Genomic DNA, 23243 nt, shown 5'->3' on the forward strand with positions numbered 1-23243 from the left:
ATCATAAAAGCAGGAACAAGGAGACACTATGTTTAAAAATATTCTGCGGCTTTCGCACCCCGGCGGCATCCGCCGCCTGGCAGCCGCGGCCGCCCTGTCGGCTTGCGGGTTGATGGTTGTCCCGATCGCCGCCGCCGAGTACCCCGATAAACCCATCCGTTTAATCGTTCCCTTCGGCGCCGGCGGCACCAGCGACATTCTTGGCCGAACGGTAGGCGCGGCCCTGGCAACAGCCCTTGGCCAGACCATCGTGGTGGAGAACCGTCCGGGCGCCAATGGCAATATCGGCAGCAACGCCGTCGCCAGAGCGCAGGCCGACGGGTACACGCTGCTGCTGGCGGCGGACGGCACGATGGTCATCAATCCCAACCTGTATACCGATCTCCCGTTCAATCCCCGTACCGACTTCGCGCCGATTTCACGGGTTGTCGTCGTACCGCTTGTGCTGGTGGCAAATCCATCTGTCAAAGCCGATACGGTTGGCGAATTGATAAATCTAAGCAAAAAAGGCGGGCAGACGCTTGATTTCGGTTCGGCCGGCATGGGAAGCATGGGACATCTAACGGGCGAGCTGCTGAAGCACGAAACGGGCATCAAAATGCAGCACATTCCATACAAAAGCGGCGGCCAGGCCGTCACCGATGTCGTATCCGGCCAGATTCAGATGCTCATGACGGCCTTGCCGGTTGCCGGCCCCTTCCTGGCGGACGGCAAACTCAAGGCTATTGCCGTCACGTCGGGCAAACGATTCTCCGGCGCCCCGGCCATCCCCACCATCGCTGAAAGCGGCGTGGCGGACTTCGATTCGCCCAGCTGGTACGGGCTGCTGGCTCCCGCGGGCACTCCCGATGCCGTGCTGGACAAGCTGCATCAGACTTTGAAAAAAGTACTGACCACGCCCGAGATGGCGGCGCACATGGAGCGGTTGGGCGCCATTCCCGTGGTGGACAGCCGAAGTGAATTTTCAGCCCGCATCAAGAACGATATCGATGCCTGGGCAAAAATCATCAAGACCGCCAACATCACCCTTCAGTAGTTTCTTTCGATACAGAGCAACACTCATGCGCATCATCAACATCTTCGAAACGGCTGTGCCCCTGAGAGGCAGCATTTCAAATTCGCTCGTAAACTTCGCGGAACATACCGTTTCGCTTGTCGCGATCGTCAGCGATGTGGTCCGTAACGGCAAGCCGCTGACCGGGTTCGCATTCGACTCGATCGGCCGCTTTGCACAATCGGGCATCCTTCGCGACAGAATGATCCCTCGTCTTTTGGCGGCGCCGCCCGACAGCCTGCTCAACGGAACCGGAAGCGCTTTCGACCCGGGCAGGGCGTTGGCAATAATGATGCGCAATGAAAAGCCGGGCGGCCACGGCGACCGGGCAGCGGCAGCGGGGGCGCTGGAACTCGCGTTCTGGGACCTGAACGCCAAGCTCAATGATGAGCCGGCCTACCGGCACATTGCACGCCAGGTCGGCCGGGACTCTGCTTCGCCCAGCGTCCCGGTCTATGCGGCCGGAGGCTACTACTATGAAGGAGACAACATCGGACGCCTCCAGGACGAGTTTCGCCGTTACCGGGACTCCGGTTTCAGCAAGTTCAAAATGAAGATCGGCGGTGCCGCGCTTGCCGTCGATCTGACGAGAATCGAGTCGGCATTGGCCGTCGCGGGCGACGGGGCCAATCTGGCCGTGGACGCCAACGGCTGCTTCGATCTTCCGACCGCGCTGAAGTACGGGAAAGCCATCGAGCCATACGGATTGCGCTGGTTCGAGGAAGCATGCGATCCCTTGAACTATCACGCAAACCATCACTTGGCCCAGGCTTACGAGGGACGGCTCGCCACCGGCGAGAACCTGTTCTCCGTCCAGGACCTGGACAACCTGCTGCGCTATGGCGGCATGCGTCCGGAGCGCGATGTCTTCCAGATGGATCCGGGGCTGGCTTATGGGCTTACTGAATACCTGCGCATGATTGCCGCCCTGGAAGCAGCCGGCTTCGACCGAAGCAATATGCACCCACATGGCGGCCACTTGATCAACCTGCATATCGCATCGGGCTTGGGGCTGGGCGGTTGCGAAGCCTATCCGGGCGTCTTCCAGCCATTTGGCGGATACGCCGATGCCTGCACTCTTGGAGACGGCAGGGTCTGCCCCACCGACGCCCCCGGATTCGGGCTGGAACAAAAAGCCGAGCTTGCTCCCCTGCTCAAATCGCTTATTGAATATGGAAGAATCGCACAATGAAAATCGCCATCGTAGGATGCGGGGCCATGGGGTCCGTGTATGCCGGCCTGCTTGCCGCCTGCGGGCATGATGTGATCGCCATCGACCGATGGCGGGAACACATAGATGCGATCAACCAGAAAGGGCTGCGCCTCGAAGGCGCCAGCGGAGACCGCATGGCGCGCGTCCGCGCATATGTCGACCCGCCCAATGAAACCGTCGACTTGGTAATCATCGCTGTAAAGGCGGCGCAAGCCGGCGTAGCGGCTCAGCACGCCCGCTGCATGCTGGGCGGCCACACCGTTGTGTTGGCCATCCAGAACGGTCTGGGCAGCGCCCAGGACGTGGCTGCGGCCGTGGGCGAAGATCGCCTGGCTGTCGGCATTGCCGCCGCGTTCGGAGCGTCGCTTCCCGAGGCCGGGCATGCCCATCACAACGGCATGGCGGCGGTCCGGATGGGCGCCTATGGCGGTCTGGACGCCGACCGGCTGGAAGCGGTGGCCGCCGCATGGCGCGACGCCGGATTCAATGCGGAAACAGTGCCTGACGTCGCGGGCATGCAATGGGAAAAACTGATCTGCAATGTCGCTTACAGCGCGCCTTGCGCCATCACCGGCCTGACGGTTGGTCAAGTCATGGACGACCCGGAAATGTCGGTGGTCAGCCAAGCCGCGGCCATTGAAGCTTGGGAGATCGCGCGCGCCCTGGGCATCTCGATCAACGTCCAGGATCCCGTGGCGCATGTACGCGCCTTTGCGGCTCGCATTCCCGATGCCAAGCCTTCCGTGCTGCTGGATCTGGAACGCGGGCGAAAGAGCGAAGTGGAGTTCATCAACGGGGCCGTACCGCGGGAAGCCCGCAAATGTGAAATGCGCGCACCCGTGAACGAGGTACTGACGGCTTTGGTGAAGCAGCGGGAAAGCCTCAACAGTCGCTGAGCACAGATCGGCTTCCGGCGTTGATCGCCGTGGCGGCATCGTCCGGCACATATCCGGTGCGCTATTGCTCGCTGCAATGCACAATTGCAGTGCGCTGATCATACGGCGATCAACGCCCGTACAAAGCCTGCCCAGCGTGCCTTAGGGCCGCCCCTGACCAGAAAGCTGGCATGGGATTTGCGTAATCCAGGAAGTCCCGCAACTTCCATGGATCGCCAATGACCGATGCCCGCAAGCCTTCTTCCATTCCCTCTGTCAACGCCAGTGCACCGGCCGATACGCGGCGCCGGGCATGGCTGGGAAATACCGTCAGGGCGACCGCCAGTCTGGGCATCCTTGCGCTGGCCGACCCCTTGATACGATCCGCCGCCTGGGCGGCCGGCTCCGATGCGCCGGAAAAAGCCGAAGTGAAAATCGGCTTTATTCCGCTGACCGATTGCGCCTCGGTCGTCATGGCCTCGGTCATGGGCTTCGACAAGAAGCACGGCGTGAAGATCATTCCAAGCAAGGAAGCATCATGGGCCGGTGTGCGCGAAAAGCTGTCCAACGGCGACCTGGATTTCGCCCATGTCCTGTACGGCATGATTTATGGCATGCAACTGGGCATTGCCGGCGCCCGGCAGGACATGGCCGTGCTGATGGGCCTGAACCAGAATGGCCAGGGCATTACCCTCTCGAACCAATTGCGCGAAGCCGGCGTGACCGATGGCGAATCGCTGCAAAAGAAAATGGCCGCCGACCCGCGCCAGTACACCTTCGCACACACCTTTCCCACGGGTACGCATGCCATGTGGCTGTACTACTGGCTGGCCGGCCACGGCATCGACCCGGCGGCAACGCGCTGCGTCACCGTACCGCCGCCGCAAATGGTGGCCAACATGCGCATCGGCAATGTCGACGGCTATTGCGTGGGCGAGCCGTGGAACGCGCGCGCCATTATCGATAAACTGGGCTTCAGCGCGGCCACGTCCCAGGATATCTGGCCGGACCATCCGGAGAAAGTGCTGGGCACCCGTTCGGAATTCGTGCAACGGCACCCCAACACGGCGCGCGCCGTTACCGCCGCCATCCTGGAGGCGGCGCGCTGGATAGACAGTTCTCCGGAAAACATCCGCAAGACCGCGGAAACCATCGCCGCCAAATCCTACGTCAACACAGACGCCGCCACCATCATCGACCGCATGCAAGGCCGCTACACCAACGGCCTGGGCAGATCGTGGACCGATAAGCATCCCATGCGCTTTCATGGCGACGGCGCCGTCAACTTCCCCTATCTGAGCGACGGCATGTGGTTCCTGACCCAGCACAAGCGCTGGGGCCTATTGAAGGAACATCCCGACTACGCCGCCATAGCCGACCAGGTCAATCGTATCGACATCTACAAACAGGCCGCGGCCGCGACGGGAACGGCGCTTCCATCCAGTACGTCCCGTTCAAGCAAACTGTTTGACGGAGTGGCATGGGATGCCGGCAATCCCGCCGCGTACGCGGACGGCTTCGCCATCAAGACGGCATGAGGACAGCGGCATGAACCCGGCAACACGACTCTCCCTGATGATCCGCAACAGCCGTTGGCGAGCGGGGGCTGAACGACTGGCCGGCGCATCCGCGGGCCCCGTCACCGGCTTCGCGCTGCTGCTGCTTGTCTGGAAAATCATTTCCCTGCGCATAGGCGATATTCCCGCGCCTGAAACCACGCTGCTGGCCGCCTACGAACTGTTCAAGAACCCTTTCTATGACAACGGCCCCAACGATGTGGGGATAGGCTGGAACATCCTGGCTTCGCTGGGCCGTGTGGCGCTGGGCTTCCTCCTGGCGGCCGCAGTGGGCATACCCCTGGGCTTTCTTATTGGCCGCGTGCCGGTAATGAACGCCATTTTCTCGCCCATCATCAGCCTGCTGCGGCCCGTCTCGCCGCTGGCCTGGCTGCCCTTGGGCCTGTTGCTGTTCAAGGCGGCCAATCCGGCCGCCATCTGGGCCATCTTCATCTGCTCGATCTGGCCGATGATCATCAATACCGCCGACGGCGTCAAACGAGTCCCCCCGGACTATCTGAACGTGGCCCGCGTGCTGAACCTGTCGGAGTGGAAGGTATTCACCCGAATACTGTTCCCGTCGGTCCTGCCCTACATGATGACAGGGGTGCGCCTGTCCATCGGCACCGCCTGGCTGGTCATCGTGGCGGCCGAAATGCTGACCGGGGGCACCGGCCTGGGATTCTGGCTTTGGGATGAATGGAACAACCTGAACGTCCAGAACATACTGATCGCCGTGCTGGTCATCGGCATCGTCGGCCTGCTGCTGGACCTTATCCTTTTGGCGCTGGCCAAGCGCCTTGACTACAGCGAGGCCTAGACCATGGAAAAGTTCGTACGGATAGAGTATGTCGGGCAGCGTTTCGACACCCGCAGCGGTCCCTTTGTCGCCCTGCGCAATATCAATCTGGACATCGCGCGGGGCGAGTTCATCTCGCTCATTGGGCATTCAGGCTGCGGGAAATCCACCTTGCTCAATCTGATCGCCGGCCTCGCCAGGCCTACGGACGGCGTTCTGCTATGCGCCGAAAAGGAGATCACAGGCCCCGGACCCGACCGAGCCGTGGTCTTTCAGAACCATAGCCTGCTGCCCTGGCTGACCTGCCAGCAGAACGTGTACCTGGCTGTCGAACGAGTGTTCGGAGCCAGCGAAACGCCCGGTGAACTGAAAGCCCGGACGGCATCCGCCTTGAATCTGGTGGGCCTGCGCCATGCCATGCATAAGTTGCCCAAGGAAATATCGGGCGGCATGAAGCAGCGCGTCGGCATAGCCCGGGCGCTGGCCATCGAGCCCAAAGTCCTGCTGCTTGATGAGCCTTTCGGCGCCCTGGATTCTCTTACCCGCGCGCACTTGCAGGATGAGTTGCTGCGCATCGTGTCGGCCACCAAAACGACGGCGATCATGGTGACGCATGACGTGGACGAGGCCGTATTGCTGTCGGACCGCATCGTTATGCTGACGAACGGCCCCGCCGCCACCATAGGAGAAATCCTGTCCGTCGAACTGCCTCGCCCGCGCAACCGCATCGCCTTGTTGTCCGACCCGCGCTATGCGGCCTGCCGTGCGGCCGTACTGGGTTTCCTGCACCAGCGCCACAGGCGTCCGGCCGCTGACGGCCAAGGCTCTGTAGCACCTCATGCCGAAAAGCAATCCGAGCAACCCGAAACCATCGTCGCATCATGAAAAAAATGAAACTCGTCGTCGTCGGCAACGGCATGGCCGGCATCCGTACCATCGAAGAACTCCTGAAGCTGGATCGCGGGCTGTATGACATCACCGTATTCGGTTCCGAACCCCATCCCAACTACAACCGCATCCTGCTCTCGCCCGTCCTGACCGGCGAACAGACTCTGCAAGACATCATTCTCAATGATCGCGGCTGGTATGAAGAGCATGGCATTACGCTGCATACCGGCAGTACGGTGACTCAAATCAATCGGGCGCGCAAGGAAGTCACCACGGACGATGGCAAAACCGCCAGCTACGACCGCCTGCTGCTGGCCACCGGATCCAAGCCTTTCATGCTGCCGGTGCCGGGCGCGGACCTGGAGGGCGTCATCACCTTCCGCGACATCCGCGATGTGAACCTGATGATAGAAGCGGCAGGCAGGCTCAGGAATGCCGTGGTCATCGGCGGCGGCCTGCTGGGGCTGGAGGCGGCCAATGGGCTGGCCTCGCGCGGCATGCAGGTCAGCGTCGTGCATCTGGGCTCTGCGCTGCTCGATCGCCAACTGGACGGTCCCGCCGCCGCATTGCTGCAAGCCAGCCTGCGCAGCCGCGGCCTGGATTTTCTGATGGAGCGCCAGACCGAAGCCATACTTGGAAACGGACAAGGCGCCGTGTGCGGCATACGGTTCAAGGACGGCGGCGAGCTGGCGACGGACCTGGTCGTCATGGCCGTCGGCATACGGCCCAATACCGACCTGGCCGATGCCGCCGGCATCTACACCGACCGCGGCATCGTCGTGAACGATACATTGCAGACCTACGATCCCAGCATCTATGCGGTCGGCGAATGTGTCAGCCATCGAGGCATGGCCTACGGCCTGGTCGCTCCCCTATTCGAACAGGCCAAGGTTGCCGCCAATCACTTGGCGCTGCACGGCATAGGACGCTACGCGGGCAGCACCACATCGACCAAGCTCAAGGTAACCGGCATAGATGTGTTCTCGGCCGGTGAATTCATGGGCGGCACCGGCACCGAAGCCATTACGCTGGCCGACCCCACGGGTGGCGTATACAAGAAGCTTGTCATCCGCGATGACAAGCTGATAGGCGCCTGTCTGTATGGCGACACGGTTGACGGCGCCTGGTATTTCCGCCTGATACGAGAGGGCAAATCCATAGGAGAGCTTCGCGAGAATCTGATGTTCGGCGAAGGCTCCATTGGCGATACCGGGCATTCGGGCGAGAACAGCATCGCCGGCATGCCCGATTCCACCGAAATCTGCGGCTGCAATGGCGTCTGCAAAGGCACCATCGTCAAGGCGATCAGGGAAAAAGGCCTGTTCACCGTCGACGAAATCAAGAAACACACCAAGGCGGCCAGCTCTTGCGGTTCATGCACCGGCCTGGTCGAGCAGATACTGATCAATTGCATAGGCGGCGCGGCCGACATAAAGCCCAAGTCTGAAAAGGCGATATGCGCCTGCGCGGACTACACCCATGGCGAGCTGCGCAAGGCAATCCGCGAACAGCACCTGACCAGTATCCCCGAAACCATGCGTTTCCTGGAATGGCGCAGCCCCGACGGCTGCGCCACCTGCCGTCCCGCATTGAACTACTACCTGATGTCGACCTGGCCCGGCGAGGCACGCGACGATGCGCAATCGCGCCTGATCAACGAACGTGTGCACGCCAACATTCAGAAAGACGGCACCTACTCCGTTGTTCCCCGGATGTGGGGCGGCGTCACCAACCCTTCAGAACTGCGCCGCATTGCCGACGTGGCTGACAAATACCATGTGCCCATGGTGAAGGTCACAGGCGGACAGCGCATCGATCTGCTGGGCATCAAGAAAGAGGATCTGCCCGCCGTCTGGAAAGACCTGGACATGCCTTCCGGCCATGCCTATGGGAAGAGCCTGCGCACCGTCAAGACCTGCGTCGGCAAGGAATTCTGCCGCTTCGGCACGCAAGATTCCACCGGGATGGGCATCGCGCTGGAAAAAGACCTGGTGGGCATGTGGAGTCCGCACAAAGTGAAGCTGGCCGTTTCGGGCTGCCCGCGCAACTGCGCCGAGTCCGGCATCAAGGACATCGGAATTATCGCGGTGGATTCGGGATGGGAGCTGTATGTGGGCGGCAATGGCGGCATCAAGACCGAAGTCGCCCAGTTTTTCGTGAAGGTGCAGACCCACGATGACGTGCTGGAGTACACCGGCGCCTTCCTGCAGCTGTATCGCGAAGAAGCGTTCTACCTGGAGCGCACTTGCCACTATCTGGCGCGGGTCGGGCTTGAGCATGCCAAGGCGCGCGTCGTGGATGACGCCGCTAATCGCGCAGAGCTGTATGCCAGGCTGAAGTTCGCGATCTCCTTCGAAAAAGACCCCTGGGCCGAACGTGTGGAACAAACGTCCGTGCGCCGGGAATTCGAATCCCTTACCGCATGAAGAACACCATGAACACCTCCTGCCTCCAACATGAATGGATTTCCATCTGCCGCATCGACGACATTCCGCAACAGGGCTCGCGCGTGGTGCGTCATCAGGGGCATGAAGCCATCGCCGTATTCCGCGCCTCGGACGATCATGTCTTCGCCGTGATCGACCGCTGCCCCCATAAAGGCGGGCCGCTGTCCGCTGGCCTGGTTCACGGTCATGCCGTCACCTGCCCGCTGCACAACTGGACCATCTGCCTTGAAGACGGCCAGGCACAGGCTCCCGACGTGGGCTGCGCCCATAAAGTGGACGTCAAGGTAGAGGCCGGCCAGGTCTTCCTGGGCCTGCCGGAAAAGGGGTGAATCATGGACTCCATCGCCCCGGCCGCCGAACCTGCCGGACCGCCAAAAATTACGGCATCGATATGCTGCTATTGCGGGACCGGTTGCGGCCTGCGGATCAGCAGCATCGGCCAGCGCGTCCTGGACGTCGCCGGCGACCCCGGGCATCCATCGTCGCTGGGCAAGCTATGCAACAAGGGCAGGACACTGGCCCAAACGGTGCGCCAGGATAGCCACAGCAGGGTACTTCGGGCGCAATGGCGCAGGGAAAGAAGCCAGCCGCGCCGCGATATTGCACTGGAAGACGCCCTGGACATCGCCGCCGGCAAGCTGGCTGAAACCATCGCCATGCATGGCCCCGATGCGGTGGGCTTCTATCTGTCGGGACAATTGCTTACTGAAGACTACGCCGTATTCAACAAGCTTGCCCGAGCCTTGGTGGGCACCAATAACATCGATACCAATTCGCGCCTGTGCATGTCCAGCGCCGTCGCGGGATACAAGCTTACGCTGGGCGCCGATGCGCCGCCCGCCTGTTACGAGGATCTGGATCATGCCGACACAGTATTGATTGCCGGTTCAAACATGGCCTATGCGCATCCGGTGCTGTTTCGCCGCCTGGAAGAGGCCAAGGCCAGGCGGCCGGACATGAAGATCATCGTGATCGATCCTCGCCGCAGCGACACTTGCGGCATCGCGGACCTGCACCTGGCCATCGCGCCCGGCAGCGATGTGGCGCTGTTCCATGCCATGCTCAATGTCATGGTCTGGGACGGCCTGGTCGATCCGGACTATATCGAGCGCCATACCGAGGGCTTCGACAAGCTGAAGCAGCGCATACACGAATTTACACCCCGCGCCGCGCAGGATGTTTGCGGAGTTCCCGCCGCCGACATCGTCCAATGCGCACATTGGTTCGGCAAGGCAAAGTCGGCACTGTCCCTGTACACCATGGGCCTGAACCAATCCAGCAGCGGCACCGCCAAGAACGCCGCGCTCATCCATCTGCACCTGGCCACAGGCCAGATCGGCCGCCCCGGCTCCGGCCCTTTCTCGCTGACCGGCCAGCCCAATGCCATGGGCGGGCGGGAAGCCGGCGGCATGGCCAACCTGCTTCCAGGCCATCGCGATCCGGCCGACGCCACCCACCGCGCCGAAGTCGCCAAGCTATGGCAGGTGGAATCCCTGCCCGATGCTCCAGGGTTTACCGCCGTGGATATGTTCGACGCCGTGCTGCAAGGCAAGATAAAGATCCTGTGGATTGCGGCCACCAATCCGGCTCAGTCCATGCCCGACCAGGCCAAGGTCAGGGCTGCTCTGCGGAAAGCGGAGCTGGTCATCGTCCAGGAAGCCTTTGCAAACACCGAAACCCTGGCCTATGCCGATCTGGTCTTGCCCGCGGCGACCTGGCCCGAAAAAAACGGCACCGTCACGAATTCTGAACGGCGCATCAGCCGTGTGCGCGTCGCCATTCTGCCGCCGGGCGACGCCCAGCCCGATTGGAAATTGACCTGCGCCATTGCCCGTAAGCTTGCGGACCGCATCGCGCCCGAGAAACGCAAGCTGTTCGACTATCAGGACGAAGCCGGAATATTCAAGGAGCATGTTCTTTGCACCATGGGACGCGACCTGGACTACAGCGCCCTGGACCATGCCGTCCTCGATGCGGCGGGCCCTCAGCAATGGCCTTACCGCTCACCCACCCGCGCGCCTGTGCGCCTGTATGCGGATGGCCTCTTTCCCACGCCCAGCGGCCGGGCGCGTTTTTTCGACACCGGCTACACACCGGTCGCCGAGAGCGTGTCGGCGCATTACCCCTTGCGCCTGACGACCGGACGCCTGCGCGACCATTGGCATACCCTGGGCAGGACGGGCCTGGTGCCCGCCTTGACCCGCCATGCGGAGGAGCCTTTCATTCATCTGCACCCGCAAGATATGCAGCGTTACAGGCTCCAGGACGGCGCCTTGGTCAAGGTCAGGACCAAGCGGGGGCATATCGTCGTGCCCGCCCAGGGCGACTCCGGCCTGAAGCCCGGTCATGCTTTCCTTCCCATGCACTGGGGCAGCGGTTTCCTGGCCGGTGGGGGCGTGAACGTCCTGGCCAACAGCGCGCGCGACCCCATTTCCCACCAGCCCGAACTCAAGCACAGCGCCGCCGGCATCGATGTGCTGAAGTACGAATGGCATGCCAGTGCCTGGATGCAGGGCTCCTCTCCCGCCTTGCGAACCAAGCTTGGGCCCTGGCTCACGCGGTTTCCCTATGCCATGCTCGTTCCTACCGCCATCGGCGGCGAGGGGGTAAGGCTGCGCCTTGCCGGGCCAACTCGGCCAGATGCGGAGCTTCTGGCCGAGTTGGCCCGGGATCTTGGCCTAGATGGCGCCGACCTGGCCTTCGATGATCCCGCGCGCGGCGTGCTTCGGCGCATCCAGCGACGGGATGGCCGCATCAGAGCCTTCCTGCTGGCCGGCGACACCCGGGCCGGCGACACGCTGCTGCATTGGGCCGATACGGGACAGGCTCCGGAGAACATTGGGCATGCGCTCATGGGCCGGGCCGGGCCTGTCGCCAGGACCCGCATCGTGTGCAGCTGTGAAAGCGTAAGCGCCGCCTCCATTCAATCCGCAATCGATGCGGGCCACGACCTTGAGCAGTTGAAGGCCGTCCTGCACTGCGGCGTTACCTGCGGCTCCTGCCTGCCGCAGATCAAACGCATGATTCAAGACAGCCATCTCAAGGAGGTTCACGCATGAACGTCGCCACCCCTGCGGCCGGCAAAGTCTGGCTGGTGGGCGCCGGGCCCGGCGACCCCGAACTGCTGACACTGAAAGCCGTGCGCATTCTTAAGGAATGCCGGATCTGGCTGGTCGATGACCTGGTCGGTTCCGAAGTGCTTGATCTGGCGTCAGACACAACGCGTATCGTCAAGGTGGGCAAGCGCGGCGGCTGCGTGTCCACCTCGCAGGCATTCATCCTGCGGCTCATGGCCCGCTATGCGCGCCAAGGCCACCATGTGGCGCGCCTTAAGGGCGGAGATCCCTTCATCTTCGGACGCGGCGGGGAAGAGATGGCCTGGCTGCGCGAGCGCGGCATCGCCGTCGATAGCGTCGGCGGAATCACCGCCGGCCTGGCCGTGGGCAGCGCATTGGGCCTGCCGCTCACGCACCGCGCCGTATCGCGCGGCGTAACCCTGGTCACCGCGCACACCGCCGACGGCGTGCCGCCCAATTGGAAAGCGTTGGCGCAGAGCGGGCTGACGATCGTGTGCTACATGGGCATGAGCAGCGTAGGTCAACTTGGCAAGGAGCTGTTGGCCGCCGGCTTTCCCGCCGGCCTGCCTGTCGCCATCGTCCAGCGCGTGTCCTGCGCGAGCCAGCGGCATGCCGTCACGACGCTGGAGAACCTGGATTCCGACGTTCGAAACCGGGGCTTGGGCAGCCCGGCGGTCATCGTGCTCGGCGAGGCTGTGACGCACAGGCAAATCGATGTAGCCAACACCTCGACAGGCATGCCGTTCGCCCGGGCGATATAAACTGGCTGGACCGCCAATGCGCGGCCCTCCCAACTTTCTACCCCAGGAAACAGCATGGCCTCAAACATCATCCTGTACACCAATCGCGAATACTCCAGTCCCTATGTCCTTTCGGTCTACGCCACCCTGGTCGAGAAAGGCCTGCCCTTCGAGCTCAAATCCATCGATCTCGGGACCCAAGAGAATCTTCAGCCCGAGTATCAGCGCATTTCCCTGACCTCGCGCGTGCCCACCCTTGTCCATGGCGAGTTTTCGCTGTCCGAGTCCTCCGCCATCGTCGAGTACCTCGAAGATGCTTTCGCCCTGCCCGACTTTCCGTCGGTCTATCCCCGAGGTCTTGAGGAACGTGCAAGGGCCCGGCAGATTCAAGCCTGGGTGCGCAGCGATCTGGGGGTACTGCGCGAAGAACGGCAGACCACTGTCATCTTTGGCGAAAGAAATCCTCAGCCCCTGTCCGCCGCCGGTCAGCGGGCCGCCGACAAGCTGCTGTCCGTTGCCGATACCCTGATCGACGCGCAGGGTAATAACCTGTTCGGCTCGTGGTCCATTGCCGATGTCGATTTTTCGGTCATGCTGAACCGCCTGTGCGCCAATGGCGACCCCGTCCCCGAGAAAATCAGGAAATATGTGGATAGGCAATCCGATCGCCCCTGCGTAAAAAGCTGGTGGGCACTTGCCAGAAAATAAAGATATATTTAATATGCATCTTTAAGGGCGAAACACTGGCTTTCGCCTTTCCTCACCATTGAAAGGAAAGAAGATGCAAATTGGTATGCTCAAGCTCGCCGGCATGCGCGACGAACACTGCGCGGCCAAACTGGCCCAGGCGCTGAACGCGGTTAACGGCGTCGAAGATGCGCAAGTATCGTTTGACCAAAGCAAGGCTACGGTGTCGTTCGACGAATCGCTGGTCTCGACCCAACGCCTGAAAGTCGCCGTTGAAGATGCCGGCTACCAGATCGCCAAACCTGTTCATGGCGAGGATGGCGCATGCTGCGGAGGCTGCGGGGGCTGAAGCGCTGTAGAATTCCAGCATGCAACGATGCTACTGGTGCTCCAGCGACCCCATCTATATGGCCTACCACGATACCGAGTGGGGTGTGCCTTCGCGCGACCCCCGGCATCTGTTCGAAAAACTGATCCTGGAGGGCTTTCAGGCCGGGCTTTCCTGGATTACCGTCCTGAAAAAACGCCCCCGCTTTCGCGAAGTGCTTTTCAATTTTGACGTCGAACAGCTTGCGAACCTTAGCGACGACTATATCGAGGTCCTGATGCAGGACAGCGGTATCATCCGGAATCGCCTGAAGCTGCGCGCCACCCGCCAGAACGCCAATGCCTGGCTGGCGCAGGCCGATCCGGTGGAGCTGATCTGGTCGTTCGTGGGCGGCAAGCCAAAAATCAACCATTACGCGCGCCATCAAGACATACCGCTGATCACCCCCGAAGCCGAGCACATGAGCCGCAGCTTGAAAAAGGCGGGGTTTACCTTCGTTGGACCAACGATCTGCCAATCCTACCTGCAAGCGGTCGGCTGCATCATGGATCACACCACCGATTGCTTCCGGCATGCGGAATTGGCCTCGCTATCCAGCCCAGGCGGAAGCCCGGGCTGATGTCGTTTACACCAAGGTCAGGGTAACGTCGATATTTCCCCTTGTGGCGTTCGAGTACGGGCACACGATATGCGCCTTGTCGACCAGAGCCTGAACCTGGTCGCGCGGCAGGCCTGGCACCGATATCTTCAATTCAACCTCAATGCCGAAGCCCGTGGGAATAGGACCGATACCCACCGTGCCCTGTATATTCGTTTCGGCCGGCAAAGCCACCTTTTCACGGGAAGCCACCAGCTTCAGGGCGCCAAGAAAGCACGCCGAATAGCCAGCCGCGAACAATTGTTCGGGGTTGGTTCCCTCTCCTCCGGCGCCGCCTAGATCTTTAGGCGTGACCAGCTTGACGTCCAGAACGCCGTCCGACGATACGGCACGGCCGTCGCGGCCTCCGCTTGCAGTGGCTTGGGCACGGTACAGCACTTTTTCTATGGACATGATAAATCTCCTGACAAATGAAATGGACGAAACATCGGCGGATCTTTGGAAAGCCGGTCCGCCGACACCGGCATGCTTACATTAATATACACTATTAAATAGCACGCTATTTAATAGACATCATCATATGCCCGGCTTCCCGGGCACTCAAACATTCTTCATCAAGCGTTTCCGCAACTTCTCAAGCGACTTCTTGGTTATCGCCGCTTCTTCGGGCGAGCATTGCGCCGCGCACATCACCGATTCCGGCACGCTCCTGGCTCTGGCCTGAAGCGCACGCCCCGCTGCGGAAAGCGAAACAATTACCTGGCGCTCGTCATCAAGGGCCCGCGCCCGCTGCAGCAAGCCCGCCGCCTCCAGTCGCTTCAGCAAGGGCGTCAAGGTGGCCGAATCCAGGAAAAGCCGTTCCCCGATTTCCGAGACAGTCAATTCGTCGCGCTCCCACAACACCAGCATGACCAGGTATTGCGGGTAGGTAAGTTCCAGCTCGCGCAACAGCTTGCGATACACCTTGGTCATGGCCAGGCCTGTGGAATACAGGGCGAAGCATAATTGCTCGTCCAGCAGCAATCCCGGTGCCTGGTTTTTAGCGGGTTTCGATTTCATATGTGCAATATTAAATAGTGCGCTATTTAAATGCAAGCTTTATTTTAAACAGGCTCATAAAACGATGCGCCCTGTTCATGCAGAACAGTGGAGCGCAACGACATCTCCGGGTCACGAATGGCCTGGGGCCAGGCGGCGCAGCAAGGCCGCCGTTGCGCCATCGGCGGGAAGAAAGGTTTCCAGCGCAAGTTCGGACAAGGTCACGTCGAGCGGCGTACCGAAAATCATTGTTGCGCTAAGCAAGGACAGCACGCCCTCCCCGGTTTGGAGCCGCAAGGGAACGGCGATGGCGTTGGCGTCTGCCGGCAGCGCATCGGCACAAGGCACAGGATATCCCCGCAGTTCTGCGAGCAGGTCCGCCAGATAGGGATCGGCGGTTTGTTCGTATTGCCGAAGCAACCGGTGCAACAGATGCGCGCGCCATTCAGCCAGGTTCAGTATTCTTGGCGCCAGTCCTTCAGGGTGCAGGCTCAGGCGAAGCACGTTCACGGGGAACTCCAGAAGCCCGGGCGCAACACCCTCCAGCAACAGAGCTACGGTCTTGTTGGCATGCAGCATATTCCAGTGCCTATCGACGGCTAAAGCCGGGAAGGGCTCGTGCGCGGCCAATAAACGCTCAATCGCCATGAGTGCGTCGCCCATGGCTGGATCGGCCAGCGCGTGTTCGGCGAAATGCGGAGCATATCCCGCCGCCAGCATCAGTTCATTGCGCGCGCGCAGCGGAACATCAAGCTGTTCGGCAAGCCGCAAAAGCATTTCCCTGCTGGGCAGGGACCGCCCTGTCTCGATAAAGCTCAGGTGCCGCGTGGAGATTTCGGCATTGCAGGCCAGATCGAGCTGGCTTAGGCGGCGGCGCTGGCGCCACAAGCGCAAATGCTCGCCGACGGGGGATGGGATATGGGTCATGGCGCAACAATACCGGGTTGAGGAATCGGCGTCCATTACCTGTCAGGTAATCGACACCATGCCGTTCCGGAAGCGATAGTTCGATTGCCGGATACGCCGGCATACCTTCTTGGGAGCAAATTCATGGCCATCGCAAATCCTCTTTCCAACACCGCCGCACCCCTTTCCCCATCCAGGCAGGCTTGCCGCGTCACCCATGAAAGCCGGCAGGACGTGACCTACCTCATATTCTTCACAATCCGCAACGGCAAGGAGGAAGCCTTTCTTCAATTGCTGCATCCCGTGTTGAATGCCATGCGCCACGAACTCTCGTTCCGCAATGCGGTTCTGCATCGCGACCCGGCCGCATCGAACCGATACATGCTGTACGAATCATGGGCCGATGCGCAGGACGTGGCGGACATCCAGGTGCATCGCTCTTACCGGCAGGCCTTCTGGTCCGCTCTACCGGATTTGCTGGAAAATGCCCGCGAGGTACAGGTCTGGTCGCCCATGCGGGGCGACTTCGTTTTCGACGATTAGAGGCTTATGGAACAGGCGTCACGGCACTGCCGGTATCAAAAAATCGGCATAGATTGTCTATGGCCAGCGCGGCCATTTGCATCCGGGTCTCTCGCGTGGCGCTCCCGACATGCGGCGCCAGCACCACATTGTCCAGGCGGCGCAACGGGCTTGCATCCAGCGGCTCGTGATTGAACACATCAAGCGCCGCGCCCGCAACGGTTCTGTCGGCCAGGGCCCGGTAAAGGTCGGACTCATTCACGACACTGCCTCGGGCGATGTTGACCAGAAAGCCACTGGGCCCCAGCGACCGCAACACCCCGGCATCGATCATTCCATAGGTTTCCGGCCCGCCAGGACAGCACAGAATCAGAATATCCGCATGCGCCGCCAGGCGGTTTACATCGTCGAAATACATCCATTCGGCGTCCTGCCTGGACCTGCCGAAATAGGCCACTTCGACCCGGAACGGCAGCAGGCGCTTGACGATTTCCTTCCCTATCCTGCCCAGGCCGACAATCCCCACCTTCTTGCCCGCAAGCGTCGTGCCCAAGGGGAAAGGCATGGTCGTCCACGCCCCCTCCTTCACGAACGCGTCCGCCCGGGGAATATGCCGCAACAAGGCAAGAAGCAGGCCGACCGCCATTTCGGCCACCGCCTCGTTGAGCACTTCCGGGGTGTTGGTAACAATGACCCCCTTCCGCCTGGCATAGTCCAGCGGGATCCCGTCATAGCCCACTCCATTTGTGCTTATGATGCGCAAGCCGGGCAGTTGATCGATCAGCTCCCGGCTGATGCGGTAATTCGAGCGCGTGACGATTCCGGCAATTTCATCGTGCCCGGGCCTGCCCGCAAGCCCCAGTTCATCCAGCTCGACCAGCGTAAACACGTCGCGCAGCGCCTGCTCGACCGGATCCGGAAATACGCCGACCTTGAGCAGCGGCGGAAACCGCGATGGCGCAATCATGGCCTGTCGCCGCCCGGGCCTGCCAGCGTCAACAGGAAGGACGCGGCGACACTAGGCATCGGTATGCGCCAGGGCCTGCGCATCCTGTATCTGGAAACCGGCGGCGGAAAGATCCTGGCGCAGCGCCTGGGCTTGATCCGCCGTCAATTCCACCAGCGGCGGCCTCAACACCGCCCAGGCCGGGTCTTGCGCCTGCCCGGCAATGGCCGATTTCATGGCGGGAATCATGGGGTATTTCTGGAAGATGCCCCGTACGCCATCGAGGGCCGATTGCTGCGCGTCAGCGGCGGCATCGCCGTCCCGCCAGGTCGCGGCCAGGCGCGCAATCGCGGCCGCATTCACATTGCCAGTCGCGGTGATGCAGCCCGCACCGCCATGGCGCAATGTTCTTAAAAGGAATACCTCGCTGCCCGCAAAGACGTCGAACCCCACGGGCTGGAATTCCTTGAGCATCGCCGCCGTATTGTTCCAGTCGCCCGAGCTGTCCTTGATCCCCGCGATCGCGCCGGGGTAGTCCTTCAGCAAGCGTTCGATCAGGTTCAGGCTGATGCCCACCTGCGAAACCGGGGGGATGTGATAAAGATAAATCTTGAGCCGGTCATCGCCGATTTCATCGATGATGGTGGCATAGTTCCTGTACAGCCCTTCGTCGCTCACGCCCTTGTAGTAGAACGGCGGCAGCATCAGCACACCGGCACAGCCCAGTCTCACGGCATGCCGGGTCAGCTCGATGGACTCCGTGATGGCGCAACACCCCGTGCCGGGCATCATTCTGCTGACGGGAAGTCCTTCGTCCGCCAGCAAGTCCAACAATTGCCGCTTCTCGGCAACAGACAGGGAATTCGCTTCGGAATTGGTCCCGAACACCGCCAGGCCCACGTCCTGTTCGATCAAGGCGCGGCAGTGCTTCAAGAAGCGCGGCCTGGAGACGGAATAGTCGCCATTGAAAGGCGTCAGTACGGGCGTCAGCACCCCGGATAGCTTTTTACCGGCCATGAGCTTGCTCCTCTGGATTGATATCTGGCAATTGGAAAGTATTGCTGAATCCGCTTTTACGTTAAAGTAGATCGGGCTTGATTCATAGCAAAGTTATTTTTTGCTTCAACCGCGCGGACACTAAGTTCCATGGATACGAAATACATGCAAAGCTTCGTCGCCGTCGTCGAGGCCGGGTCGTTCGCGGAGGCCGCCCGGCGACTTGACCTGACATCGGCGGCCATCGCGGCACGCATCAAGGCCCTCGAAAACGACCTTGGGGTGACCCTGGTCAAGCGATCGGGCCGCTCGGTCAAGCCCACCGAAAACGGCGTCCGCATTCTTGAAGGCGCAAAAGCGGTCATACGCGATATCCGGGGCCTGCGCGCCATGGCGGCCAACGGCAACGAACTGGGCGAGTTCCGGATAGGCTGCTTCGTGTCTGCCCTGACCAACGTGCTGCCGCCGCTGCTGAAACGGGTCTACGATCCGCACCCCGATATCTCCATTTTTGTAACGCCGGGCGCCTCTGTCGAGCTTTGCCACAAGGTGGCCAGCGGAGAGCTGGATGCAGCCGTCGTGGTGGAACCGCAATTCAGCATTCCAAAGAACTGTCGCTGGCAACCGTTAATGGAAGAGCCCCTGGTCGTCATCGCACACAGCAGCCTGAAAGGGCAGGACGCCCACCATTTGTTGCAAACGCAACCGTTCATCCGCTACGACCGGAACATATACGGCGGCCAGCTCGCCGACCGCTATCTGCGGGACCATCAGCTTCATCCAAGGCAAAGGCTGGAAATCGACGGCATCCTGCCCATCGCCGCGCTGGTTCACGAAGGCCTGGGCGTATCGCTCATACCCGATTGGTCGTCCATGTGGCAGTCCATGTCGATCACGCGCATACCCTTGCCGGAAAGGGCGCCCGTCAGAAGAAACGGGTTGATCTGGAACACGCAAGGACATCATGCCAAGATGTCCGAATTCATCTACCAGCAGGCCAAGGCCGTATTCAGCGCCTGAGCCGCGCCCCCGCCCTCGCGGCGGCGCGGAATGAACAAGTTTTACCCGGATGTCTTGCCGTTCGCTTCGGGTGCGCGCAGGAAGTCAAAATCCACGCCCTTGTCCGCCTGCGTTACCGACTGCAGGAAGAGCTTCTTGTAGCCCCGCTCGGCCGTGGGCGGCACAATGGGCATGGCCGCATGCCGACGCGCCATCTCGCTTTCGGCCACCAGCAGGGAGATCTCGCGATTCTTGACGCTCAGGCGTATGCGGTCGCCGTTCCGGACATAGGCCAAGGGGCCGCCTATCGCCGACTCGGGTGTAACGTGCAGGACTATCGTGCCGAACGCCGTGCCGCTCATGCGCCCGTCCGAAATGCGGACGATGTCCTTCACCCCCTTGATGGCCAGTTTCTTGGGTATCGGAATGTAGCCCGCTTCGGGCATGCCGGGCGCGCCTTTCGGACCGATATTCTTGAGCACCAGGATATCGTCGGCGTTGACGTCCAGATCGTCGGCGTCGATCCGATTGGCCAGGTCCGCGGCATTTTCAAAAACCACCGCCCGGCCCTCGTGCTCCATCAGGCCCGGATCGGCCGATGACTGCTTGATGATCGCTCCGCCGGGCGCCAGATTGCCTTCCAGCACGGCGATGCCGCCCTGCGGATAGATGGGGTCGGCCACCGGCCTGACGACGTCCTGCCCAAAGCCCGGCCCGGCCAGGTCTATTTCTTCTCCCAAGCTGCGGCCGGTCACCGTCAGAGCATTCAGCTTAAGCAAGGGCTTGAGCTCGCGCAGCAAGGTCGCCATGCCGCCCGCCTTGTGGAAATCCTCCATATAGTGCTGGCCGGAAGGCTTTAGGTCCAGCAGCACCGGCGTTTCCCTGCCCATGCGATCCAGGGCCTTCAAGTCAATATCTATACCCAGCCTTCCCGCAATGGCGGCCAGGTGGACGATGCCATTGGTCGATCCGCCTATGGCCAGCAAGACCCTCATGGCATTTTCAAGCGCATCGGCCGTCAGGATCTTGTCTATCGTCAATCCCGACCGCGCCAGACTGACCGCCTGCGCCCCGGTCAACTCGGCAATGCGCATGCGGTCCGCGGTCACCGCCGGCGGCGTCGCACCGCCGGGAACCGTCATGCCCAGGGCCTCGGCAATACAGGCCATCGTGCTGGCGGTTCCCATTACCGAACAGGTGCCCACGCTGGCGACCAATTGGTTGTTGACATCGGCAATCTCCTGATCGTCGATTTCCTCGGCCCTGTACTTGCCCCAGTAGCGGCGGCAATCGGTGCATGCGCCCACCCGCTCTGACCGGTGCGAGCCGGTCAGCATGGAGCCGGTGATAAGCTGGATCGCCGGTATGCCCGCGGAGGCGGCTCCCATCAACTGGGCGGGCACCGTCTTGTCGCAACCGCCGATCAGAACCACGGCATCCATGGGCTGCGCCCTGATCATTTCCTCGGTGTCCATGGACATGAGGTTGCGCAGGTACATGCTGGTCGGATAGGCGAAGCTCTCGTGTATGGAAATCGTGGGAAAGTCCATGGGCAGGCCGCCCGCCAGCATAATCCCCCTTTTTACCGCCTCCATCAGCTGAGGCGCATTGCCATGGCAGGGGTTGTAGGCGCTGCCGGTATTGGCGATGCCTATGACCGGCCGGTCCAGCGCCGAATCGGAATAGCCCGCCCCCTTGATGAAGGCCTTTCTTAAAAACAGCGAAAAACCGTTATCGCCATAACTTGTCAAACCCTTGCGCAAGCCGGCGGCATCAGTGGCGGGAGTGGACGATTTGCTTTTGGACATAGCCTGCTCTTCTCTTCTGCATTAGTTGACGGTTATCTTACCGTCGTGAATAACCTTGGCCCATTGATCGATCTCGGCGACCAGCCGCTTTTGCGACTTTGCGATGTCCATGGGGCTTGCATAAACCCCCTGCTCCAGCAGCTGCGCTTTTACTTCTTCTTTCGACAACGCCTTGACCAGGGCCGCATTAAGCTTTTGCACAATGGCGGGAGGCGTGCCGGTCGGCGCCATGACGCCAAACAATGAACTGACGTTGAAGCCGGTCAGGCCCTGTTCCTGGGCTGTGGGAACATCGGGCAGCATCGAAATCCGTTCGGGCGTCAGGACCGCCAGGGGACGCAATTGGCCACCCTTGATGAAGCCGATGGCCGCCGGCACGGTTTCCGTCATGGTCTCCACTTGTCCGCCCACCAGGTCCGTCATGGCCGGACCGCTGCCACGGTAGGCCACATGCACGATATTGACGCCGGCTATCTGTTTGAACAGTTCCATCGCCATGCGCTGCGGCGCTCCGGCGCCCGACGAGGCGAAGTTCAGTTTTCCCGGGTTTTCTTTGGCATAGGAAACCAGCTCGTTCAGCGACTTGATCGGCAAGGAAGGATTGACCACGGCAACCAGCGGCACCGAGCCCGCAATACCCACCGGCGTCAGGTCCTTCCGAAGATCGTACTGCAGCTTGCCCTTTTCCAGCGTCGCCATCACCGAATGCGAGGTCAGCGCGCCCATCAACAGGGTGTAGCCGTCCGGCTTGGCGCGCGCAACTTCCCCCGCGCCGATATTGCCGCCCGCACCGCCACGGTTTTCAATGACGACCTGCTCGCCGATCTCGTCGCTTAGATTCTTGCCCACGATACGGCCTATGACATCGGTTGCGCCGCCGGGAGGATAGGGAATGATCAGACGTATGGGCTTCTGGGGATAGGATTCCGCGGCCTGGGATACGCTGGCCAAAGGCAGGGCCAACACCAGGGCGGCCAAGGAAAATCCGCTGGCCAGCAATGCCGGCTTCAGATGGAATGGTTTACGTAACATGCTTGTCCCTTTAATAAGAATTATCAATGTTCGGTCGCAGCTGCATGTTCATCATCCCAAAGTTCGCTTTTTGGAAGGCCAAAAATTATTTTTTTCTATCTATAAAAAATATCCAGCATGGCCGCGCTTGCCTGTTTTTACGCATGGCTGACCTATAATCTTCTCCAGCCCACATCGTATTACTCCAATGACTGAAGAAACCGCGCCTGAAACCCCCTTGTTAAGCAACCGGCCCGCACTGGCCCTGCCGGAGGTCCCGGCGTTTTCATTGGATTCGCAATCCAATCGCCCCCAGCGCCGTGTTTACTATTTCGATCTCGAAAAGCATCTGTATCCCGATAGCAAAGCCATGCGCGTACTCGGCACGATGAAACTCGCCTGGTTTTCGCACCGCTCTCTTCCTGTGGCGTTCATGGAGATCCGCGGCGTGCAGGCCTTTCCCGGCGTCTCTTTGCTGGAAATTCCCCTGGCTCTGCACGGCTATCCCGCCTATCTGGTCATTGATGAATTCATTCCCAGCGAGGGTACGCTGAAAGACCTCTTTTCCGCCATCACCAAAGATATCGGCGTAATCATCAACCTGCGCCTCAAGCCATTTATGGATCCGCTTTTAAGTACGGTATGGGTGCGCATAAATGGCGGGGTCGGCATCGACGAAGCGGTGAAGGGGCTGGACTTCACCATCCCCGCCGCTGCGCCCAGGAAAGACCTGGGACTGTATTAAAAAAGGCGAG

At 61.0% G+C, this 23243-nt stretch carries 23 protein-coding genes; 16 read left to right on the top strand and 7 right to left on the bottom strand.

Annotated elements, in window-relative coordinates:
- Positions 1-28: 28 nt before the first annotated feature.
- The 13 genes from V0R37_RS03860 to V0R37_RS03920 all read left to right on the top strand — a co-directional run bounded on the left by V0R37_RS03860 (position 29) and on the right by V0R37_RS03920 (position 14283).
- Positions 29-1036, top strand: a complete 1008-nt coding sequence (locus V0R37_RS03860; protein ID WP_420373254.1) for a Bug family tripartite tricarboxylate transporter substrate binding protein — start codon at positions 29-31, stop codon at positions 1034-1036.
- Positions 1037-1061: 25 nt separating this feature from the next.
- Entirely contained in the window at positions 1062-2246 is a 1185-nt protein-coding gene (locus V0R37_RS03865) for a mandelate racemase/muconate lactonizing enzyme family protein (RefSeq protein ID WP_420373255.1), read from the top strand.
- Positions 2243-3163 (top strand): ketopantoate reductase family protein, encoded by a 921-nt coding sequence (locus V0R37_RS03870; RefSeq protein WP_420373256.1) that lies wholly within the window; start codon positions 2243-2245, stop codon positions 3161-3163. Before V0R37_RS03865 ends, V0R37_RS03870 begins: the two co-directional genes overlap by 4 nt.
- Before the next feature lie 218 nt (positions 3164-3381).
- Positions 3382-4680 (top strand): CmpA/NrtA family ABC transporter substrate-binding protein, encoded by a 1299-nt coding sequence (locus V0R37_RS03875; RefSeq protein ID WP_420373257.1) that lies wholly within the window; start codon positions 3382-3384, stop codon positions 4678-4680.
- A gap of 37 nt (positions 4681-4717) precedes the next feature.
- Entirely contained in the window at positions 4718-5518 is an 801-nt protein-coding gene (gene ntrB, locus V0R37_RS03880; protein ID WP_420373631.1) for a nitrate ABC transporter permease, read from the top strand.
- Between the two features lie 3 nt (positions 5519-5521).
- Entirely contained in the window at positions 5522-6382 is an 861-nt protein-coding gene (locus V0R37_RS03885) for an ABC transporter ATP-binding protein (RefSeq protein ID WP_420373258.1), read from the top strand.
- Positions 6379-8811: a nitrite reductase large subunit NirB gene (gene nirB / locus V0R37_RS03890; RefSeq protein WP_420373259.1), complete on the top strand. Its 2433-nt coding sequence runs from the start codon at positions 6379-6381 to the stop codon at positions 8809-8811. Before V0R37_RS03885 ends, nirB begins: the two co-directional genes overlap by 4 nt.
- A gap of 8 nt (positions 8812-8819) precedes the next feature.
- The gene (gene nirD / locus V0R37_RS03895; RefSeq protein WP_420373260.1) at positions 8820-9161 is read left to right on the top strand and encodes a nitrite reductase small subunit NirD; all 342 of its coding nucleotides are present in this window, start codon (positions 8820-8822) and stop codon (positions 9159-9161) included.
- A 3-nt stretch (positions 9162-9164) separates the two neighbouring features.
- The gene (locus V0R37_RS03900) at positions 9165-11891 is read left to right on the top strand and encodes a nitrate reductase (RefSeq protein ID WP_420373261.1); all 2727 of its coding nucleotides are present in this window, start codon (positions 9165-9167) and stop codon (positions 11889-11891) included.
- On the top strand, positions 11888-12670 hold the full coding sequence (gene cobA, locus V0R37_RS03905) for a uroporphyrinogen-III C-methyltransferase (protein WP_420373262.1): 783 nt from the start codon (positions 11888-11890) through the stop codon (positions 12668-12670). Before V0R37_RS03900 ends, cobA begins: the two co-directional genes overlap by 4 nt.
- Positions 12671-12724: 54 nt before the next feature.
- Positions 12725-13357, top strand: a complete 633-nt coding sequence (gene yfcF / locus V0R37_RS03910) for a glutathione transferase (RefSeq protein WP_420373263.1) — start codon at positions 12725-12727, stop codon at positions 13355-13357.
- A 73-nt stretch (positions 13358-13430) separates the two neighbouring features.
- Positions 13431-13685 carry a heavy-metal-associated domain-containing protein gene (locus tag V0R37_RS03915; protein ID WP_420373264.1) on the top strand — a complete coding sequence of 85 codons (255 nt, stop codon included), beginning with the start codon at positions 13431-13433 and terminating at the stop codon, positions 13683-13685.
- A gap of 19 nt (positions 13686-13704) precedes the next feature.
- Complete coding sequence (locus V0R37_RS03920; RefSeq protein ID WP_420373265.1) at positions 13705-14283, top strand: DNA-3-methyladenine glycosylase I; 579 nt, start codon at positions 13705-13707, stop codon at positions 14281-14283.
- 6 nt (positions 14284-14289) lie between these two features.
- Here the strand turns inward: V0R37_RS03920 and V0R37_RS03925 are convergent, their stop codons facing one another.
- The 3 genes from V0R37_RS03925 to V0R37_RS03935 all read right to left on the bottom strand — a co-directional run bounded on the left by V0R37_RS03925 (position 14290) and on the right by V0R37_RS03935 (position 16227).
- A complete protein-coding gene (locus V0R37_RS03925) occupies positions 14290-14715 on the bottom strand; it encodes an organic hydroperoxide resistance protein (RefSeq protein ID WP_420373266.1) in 426 nt (141 codons plus the stop codon).
- Positions 14716-14862: 147 nt separating this feature from the next.
- Positions 14863-15321, bottom strand: a complete 459-nt coding sequence (locus V0R37_RS03930; RefSeq protein ID WP_420373267.1) for a MarR family winged helix-turn-helix transcriptional regulator — start codon at positions 15319-15321, stop codon at positions 14863-14865.
- A gap of 111 nt (positions 15322-15432) precedes the next feature.
- On the bottom strand, positions 15433-16227 hold the full coding sequence (locus V0R37_RS03935; RefSeq protein ID WP_420373268.1) for a helix-turn-helix domain-containing protein: 795 nt from the start codon (positions 16225-16227) through the stop codon (positions 15433-15435).
- Between the two features lie 123 nt (positions 16228-16350).
- On the opposite strand from V0R37_RS03935, the gene V0R37_RS03940 reads away from it, so the two are divergent.
- A complete protein-coding gene (locus V0R37_RS03940) occupies positions 16351-16749 on the top strand; it encodes a putative quinol monooxygenase (protein WP_420373269.1) in 399 nt (132 codons plus the stop codon).
- 4 nt (positions 16750-16753) lie between these two features.
- Here V0R37_RS03940 and V0R37_RS03945 read toward each other — a convergent pair whose 3' ends face one another.
- Both V0R37_RS03945 and V0R37_RS03950 read right to left on the bottom strand, forming a co-directional pair.
- Complete coding sequence (locus V0R37_RS03945; protein WP_420373270.1) at positions 16754-17695, bottom strand: 2-hydroxyacid dehydrogenase; 942 nt, start codon at positions 17693-17695, stop codon at positions 16754-16756.
- Between the two features lie 51 nt (positions 17696-17746).
- Complete coding sequence (locus V0R37_RS03950; protein ID WP_420373271.1) at positions 17747-18691, bottom strand: dihydrodipicolinate synthase family protein; 945 nt, start codon at positions 18689-18691, stop codon at positions 17747-17749.
- A gap of 129 nt (positions 18692-18820) precedes the next feature.
- Here V0R37_RS03950 and V0R37_RS03955 point away from each other — a divergent pair, with 129 nt between their 5' ends.
- Complete coding sequence (locus V0R37_RS03955) at positions 18821-19690, top strand: LysR family transcriptional regulator (protein WP_420373272.1); 870 nt, start codon at positions 18821-18823, stop codon at positions 19688-19690.
- 41 nt (positions 19691-19731) lie between these two features.
- Here the strand turns inward: V0R37_RS03955 and V0R37_RS03960 are convergent, their stop codons facing one another.
- Both V0R37_RS03960 and V0R37_RS03965 read right to left on the bottom strand, forming a co-directional pair.
- Complete coding sequence (locus V0R37_RS03960; protein ID WP_420373273.1) at positions 19732-21477, bottom strand: IlvD/Edd family dehydratase; 1746 nt, start codon at positions 21475-21477, stop codon at positions 19732-19734.
- Between the two features lie 21 nt (positions 21478-21498).
- A complete protein-coding gene (locus V0R37_RS03965) occupies positions 21499-22509 on the bottom strand; it encodes a Bug family tripartite tricarboxylate transporter substrate binding protein (protein ID WP_420373274.1) in 1011 nt (336 codons plus the stop codon).
- Between the two features lie 187 nt (positions 22510-22696).
- Here V0R37_RS03965 and V0R37_RS03970 point away from each other — a divergent pair, with 187 nt between their 5' ends.
- Positions 22697-23233 carry a hypothetical protein gene (locus V0R37_RS03970; RefSeq protein ID WP_420373275.1) on the top strand — a complete coding sequence of 179 codons (537 nt, stop codon included), beginning with the start codon at positions 22697-22699 and terminating at the stop codon, positions 23231-23233.
- Positions 23234-23243 lie beyond the last annotated feature (10 nt).

The organism is Pollutimonas rozaliensis, from assembly GCF_048751585.1.
Lineage (GTDB): Bacteria > Pseudomonadota > Gammaproteobacteria > Burkholderiales > Burkholderiaceae_B.

What these genes read in the sequence shown, in the direction of transcription:
- V0R37_RS03860 (WP_420373254.1), top strand. Translation starts at nt 29, where the DNA reads ATGTTTAAAAATATTCTGCGGCTTTCGCACCCCGGCGGCATCCGCCGC.
- V0R37_RS03865 (WP_420373255.1), top strand. Translation starts at nt 1,062, where the DNA reads ATGCGCATCATCAACATCTTCGAAACGGCTGTGCCCCTGAGAGGCAGC.
- V0R37_RS03870 (WP_420373256.1), top strand. Translation starts at nt 2,243, where the DNA reads ATGAAAATCGCCATCGTAGGATGCGGGGCCATGGGGTCCGTGTATGCC.
- V0R37_RS03875 (WP_420373257.1), top strand. Translation starts at nt 3,382, where the DNA reads ATGACCGATGCCCGCAAGCCTTCTTCCATTCCCTCTGTCAACGCCAGT.
- ntrB (WP_420373631.1), top strand. Translation starts at nt 4,718, where the DNA reads ATGATCCGCAACAGCCGTTGGCGAGCGGGGGCTGAACGACTGGCCGGC.
- V0R37_RS03885 (WP_420373258.1), top strand. Translation starts at nt 5,522, where the DNA reads ATGGAAAAGTTCGTACGGATAGAGTATGTCGGGCAGCGTTTCGACACC.
- nirB (WP_420373259.1), top strand. Translation starts at nt 6,379, where the DNA reads ATGAAAAAAATGAAACTCGTCGTCGTCGGCAACGGCATGGCCGGCATC.
- nirD (WP_420373260.1), top strand. Translation starts at nt 8,820, where the DNA reads ATGAACACCTCCTGCCTCCAACATGAATGGATTTCCATCTGCCGCATC.
- V0R37_RS03900 (WP_420373261.1), top strand. Translation starts at nt 9,165, where the DNA reads ATGGACTCCATCGCCCCGGCCGCCGAACCTGCCGGACCGCCAAAAATT.
- cobA (WP_420373262.1), top strand. Translation starts at nt 11,888, where the DNA reads ATGAACGTCGCCACCCCTGCGGCCGGCAAAGTCTGGCTGGTGGGCGCC.
- yfcF (WP_420373263.1), top strand. Translation starts at nt 12,725, where the DNA reads ATGGCCTCAAACATCATCCTGTACACCAATCGCGAATACTCCAGTCCC.
- V0R37_RS03915 (WP_420373264.1), top strand. Translation starts at nt 13,431, where the DNA reads ATGCAAATTGGTATGCTCAAGCTCGCCGGCATGCGCGACGAACACTGC.
- V0R37_RS03920 (WP_420373265.1), top strand. Translation starts at nt 13,705, where the DNA reads ATGCAACGATGCTACTGGTGCTCCAGCGACCCCATCTATATGGCCTAC.
- V0R37_RS03925 (WP_420373266.1), bottom strand. Translation starts at nt 14,715, where the DNA reads ATGTCCATAGAAAAAGTGCTGTACCGTGCCCAAGCCACTGCAAGCGGA.
- V0R37_RS03930 (WP_420373267.1), bottom strand. Translation starts at nt 15,321, where the DNA reads ATGAAATCGAAACCCGCTAAAAACCAGGCACCGGGATTGCTGCTGGAC.
- V0R37_RS03935 (WP_420373268.1), bottom strand. Translation starts at nt 16,227, where the DNA reads ATGACCCATATCCCATCCCCCGTCGGCGAGCATTTGCGCTTGTGGCGC.
- V0R37_RS03940 (WP_420373269.1), top strand. Translation starts at nt 16,351, where the DNA reads ATGGCCATCGCAAATCCTCTTTCCAACACCGCCGCACCCCTTTCCCCA.
- V0R37_RS03945 (WP_420373270.1), bottom strand. Translation starts at nt 17,695, where the DNA reads ATGATTGCGCCATCGCGGTTTCCGCCGCTGCTCAAGGTCGGCGTATTT.
- V0R37_RS03950 (WP_420373271.1), bottom strand. Translation starts at nt 18,691, where the DNA reads ATGGCCGGTAAAAAGCTATCCGGGGTGCTGACGCCCGTACTGACGCCT.
- V0R37_RS03955 (WP_420373272.1), top strand. Translation starts at nt 18,821, where the DNA reads ATGGATACGAAATACATGCAAAGCTTCGTCGCCGTCGTCGAGGCCGGG.
- V0R37_RS03960 (WP_420373273.1), bottom strand. Translation starts at nt 21,477, where the DNA reads ATGTCCAAAAGCAAATCGTCCACTCCCGCCACTGATGCCGCCGGCTTG.
- V0R37_RS03965 (WP_420373274.1), bottom strand. Translation starts at nt 22,509, where the DNA reads ATGTTACGTAAACCATTCCATCTGAAGCCGGCATTGCTGGCCAGCGGA.
- V0R37_RS03970 (WP_420373275.1), top strand. Translation starts at nt 22,697, where the DNA reads ATGACTGAAGAAACCGCGCCTGAAACCCCCTTGTTAAGCAACCGGCCC.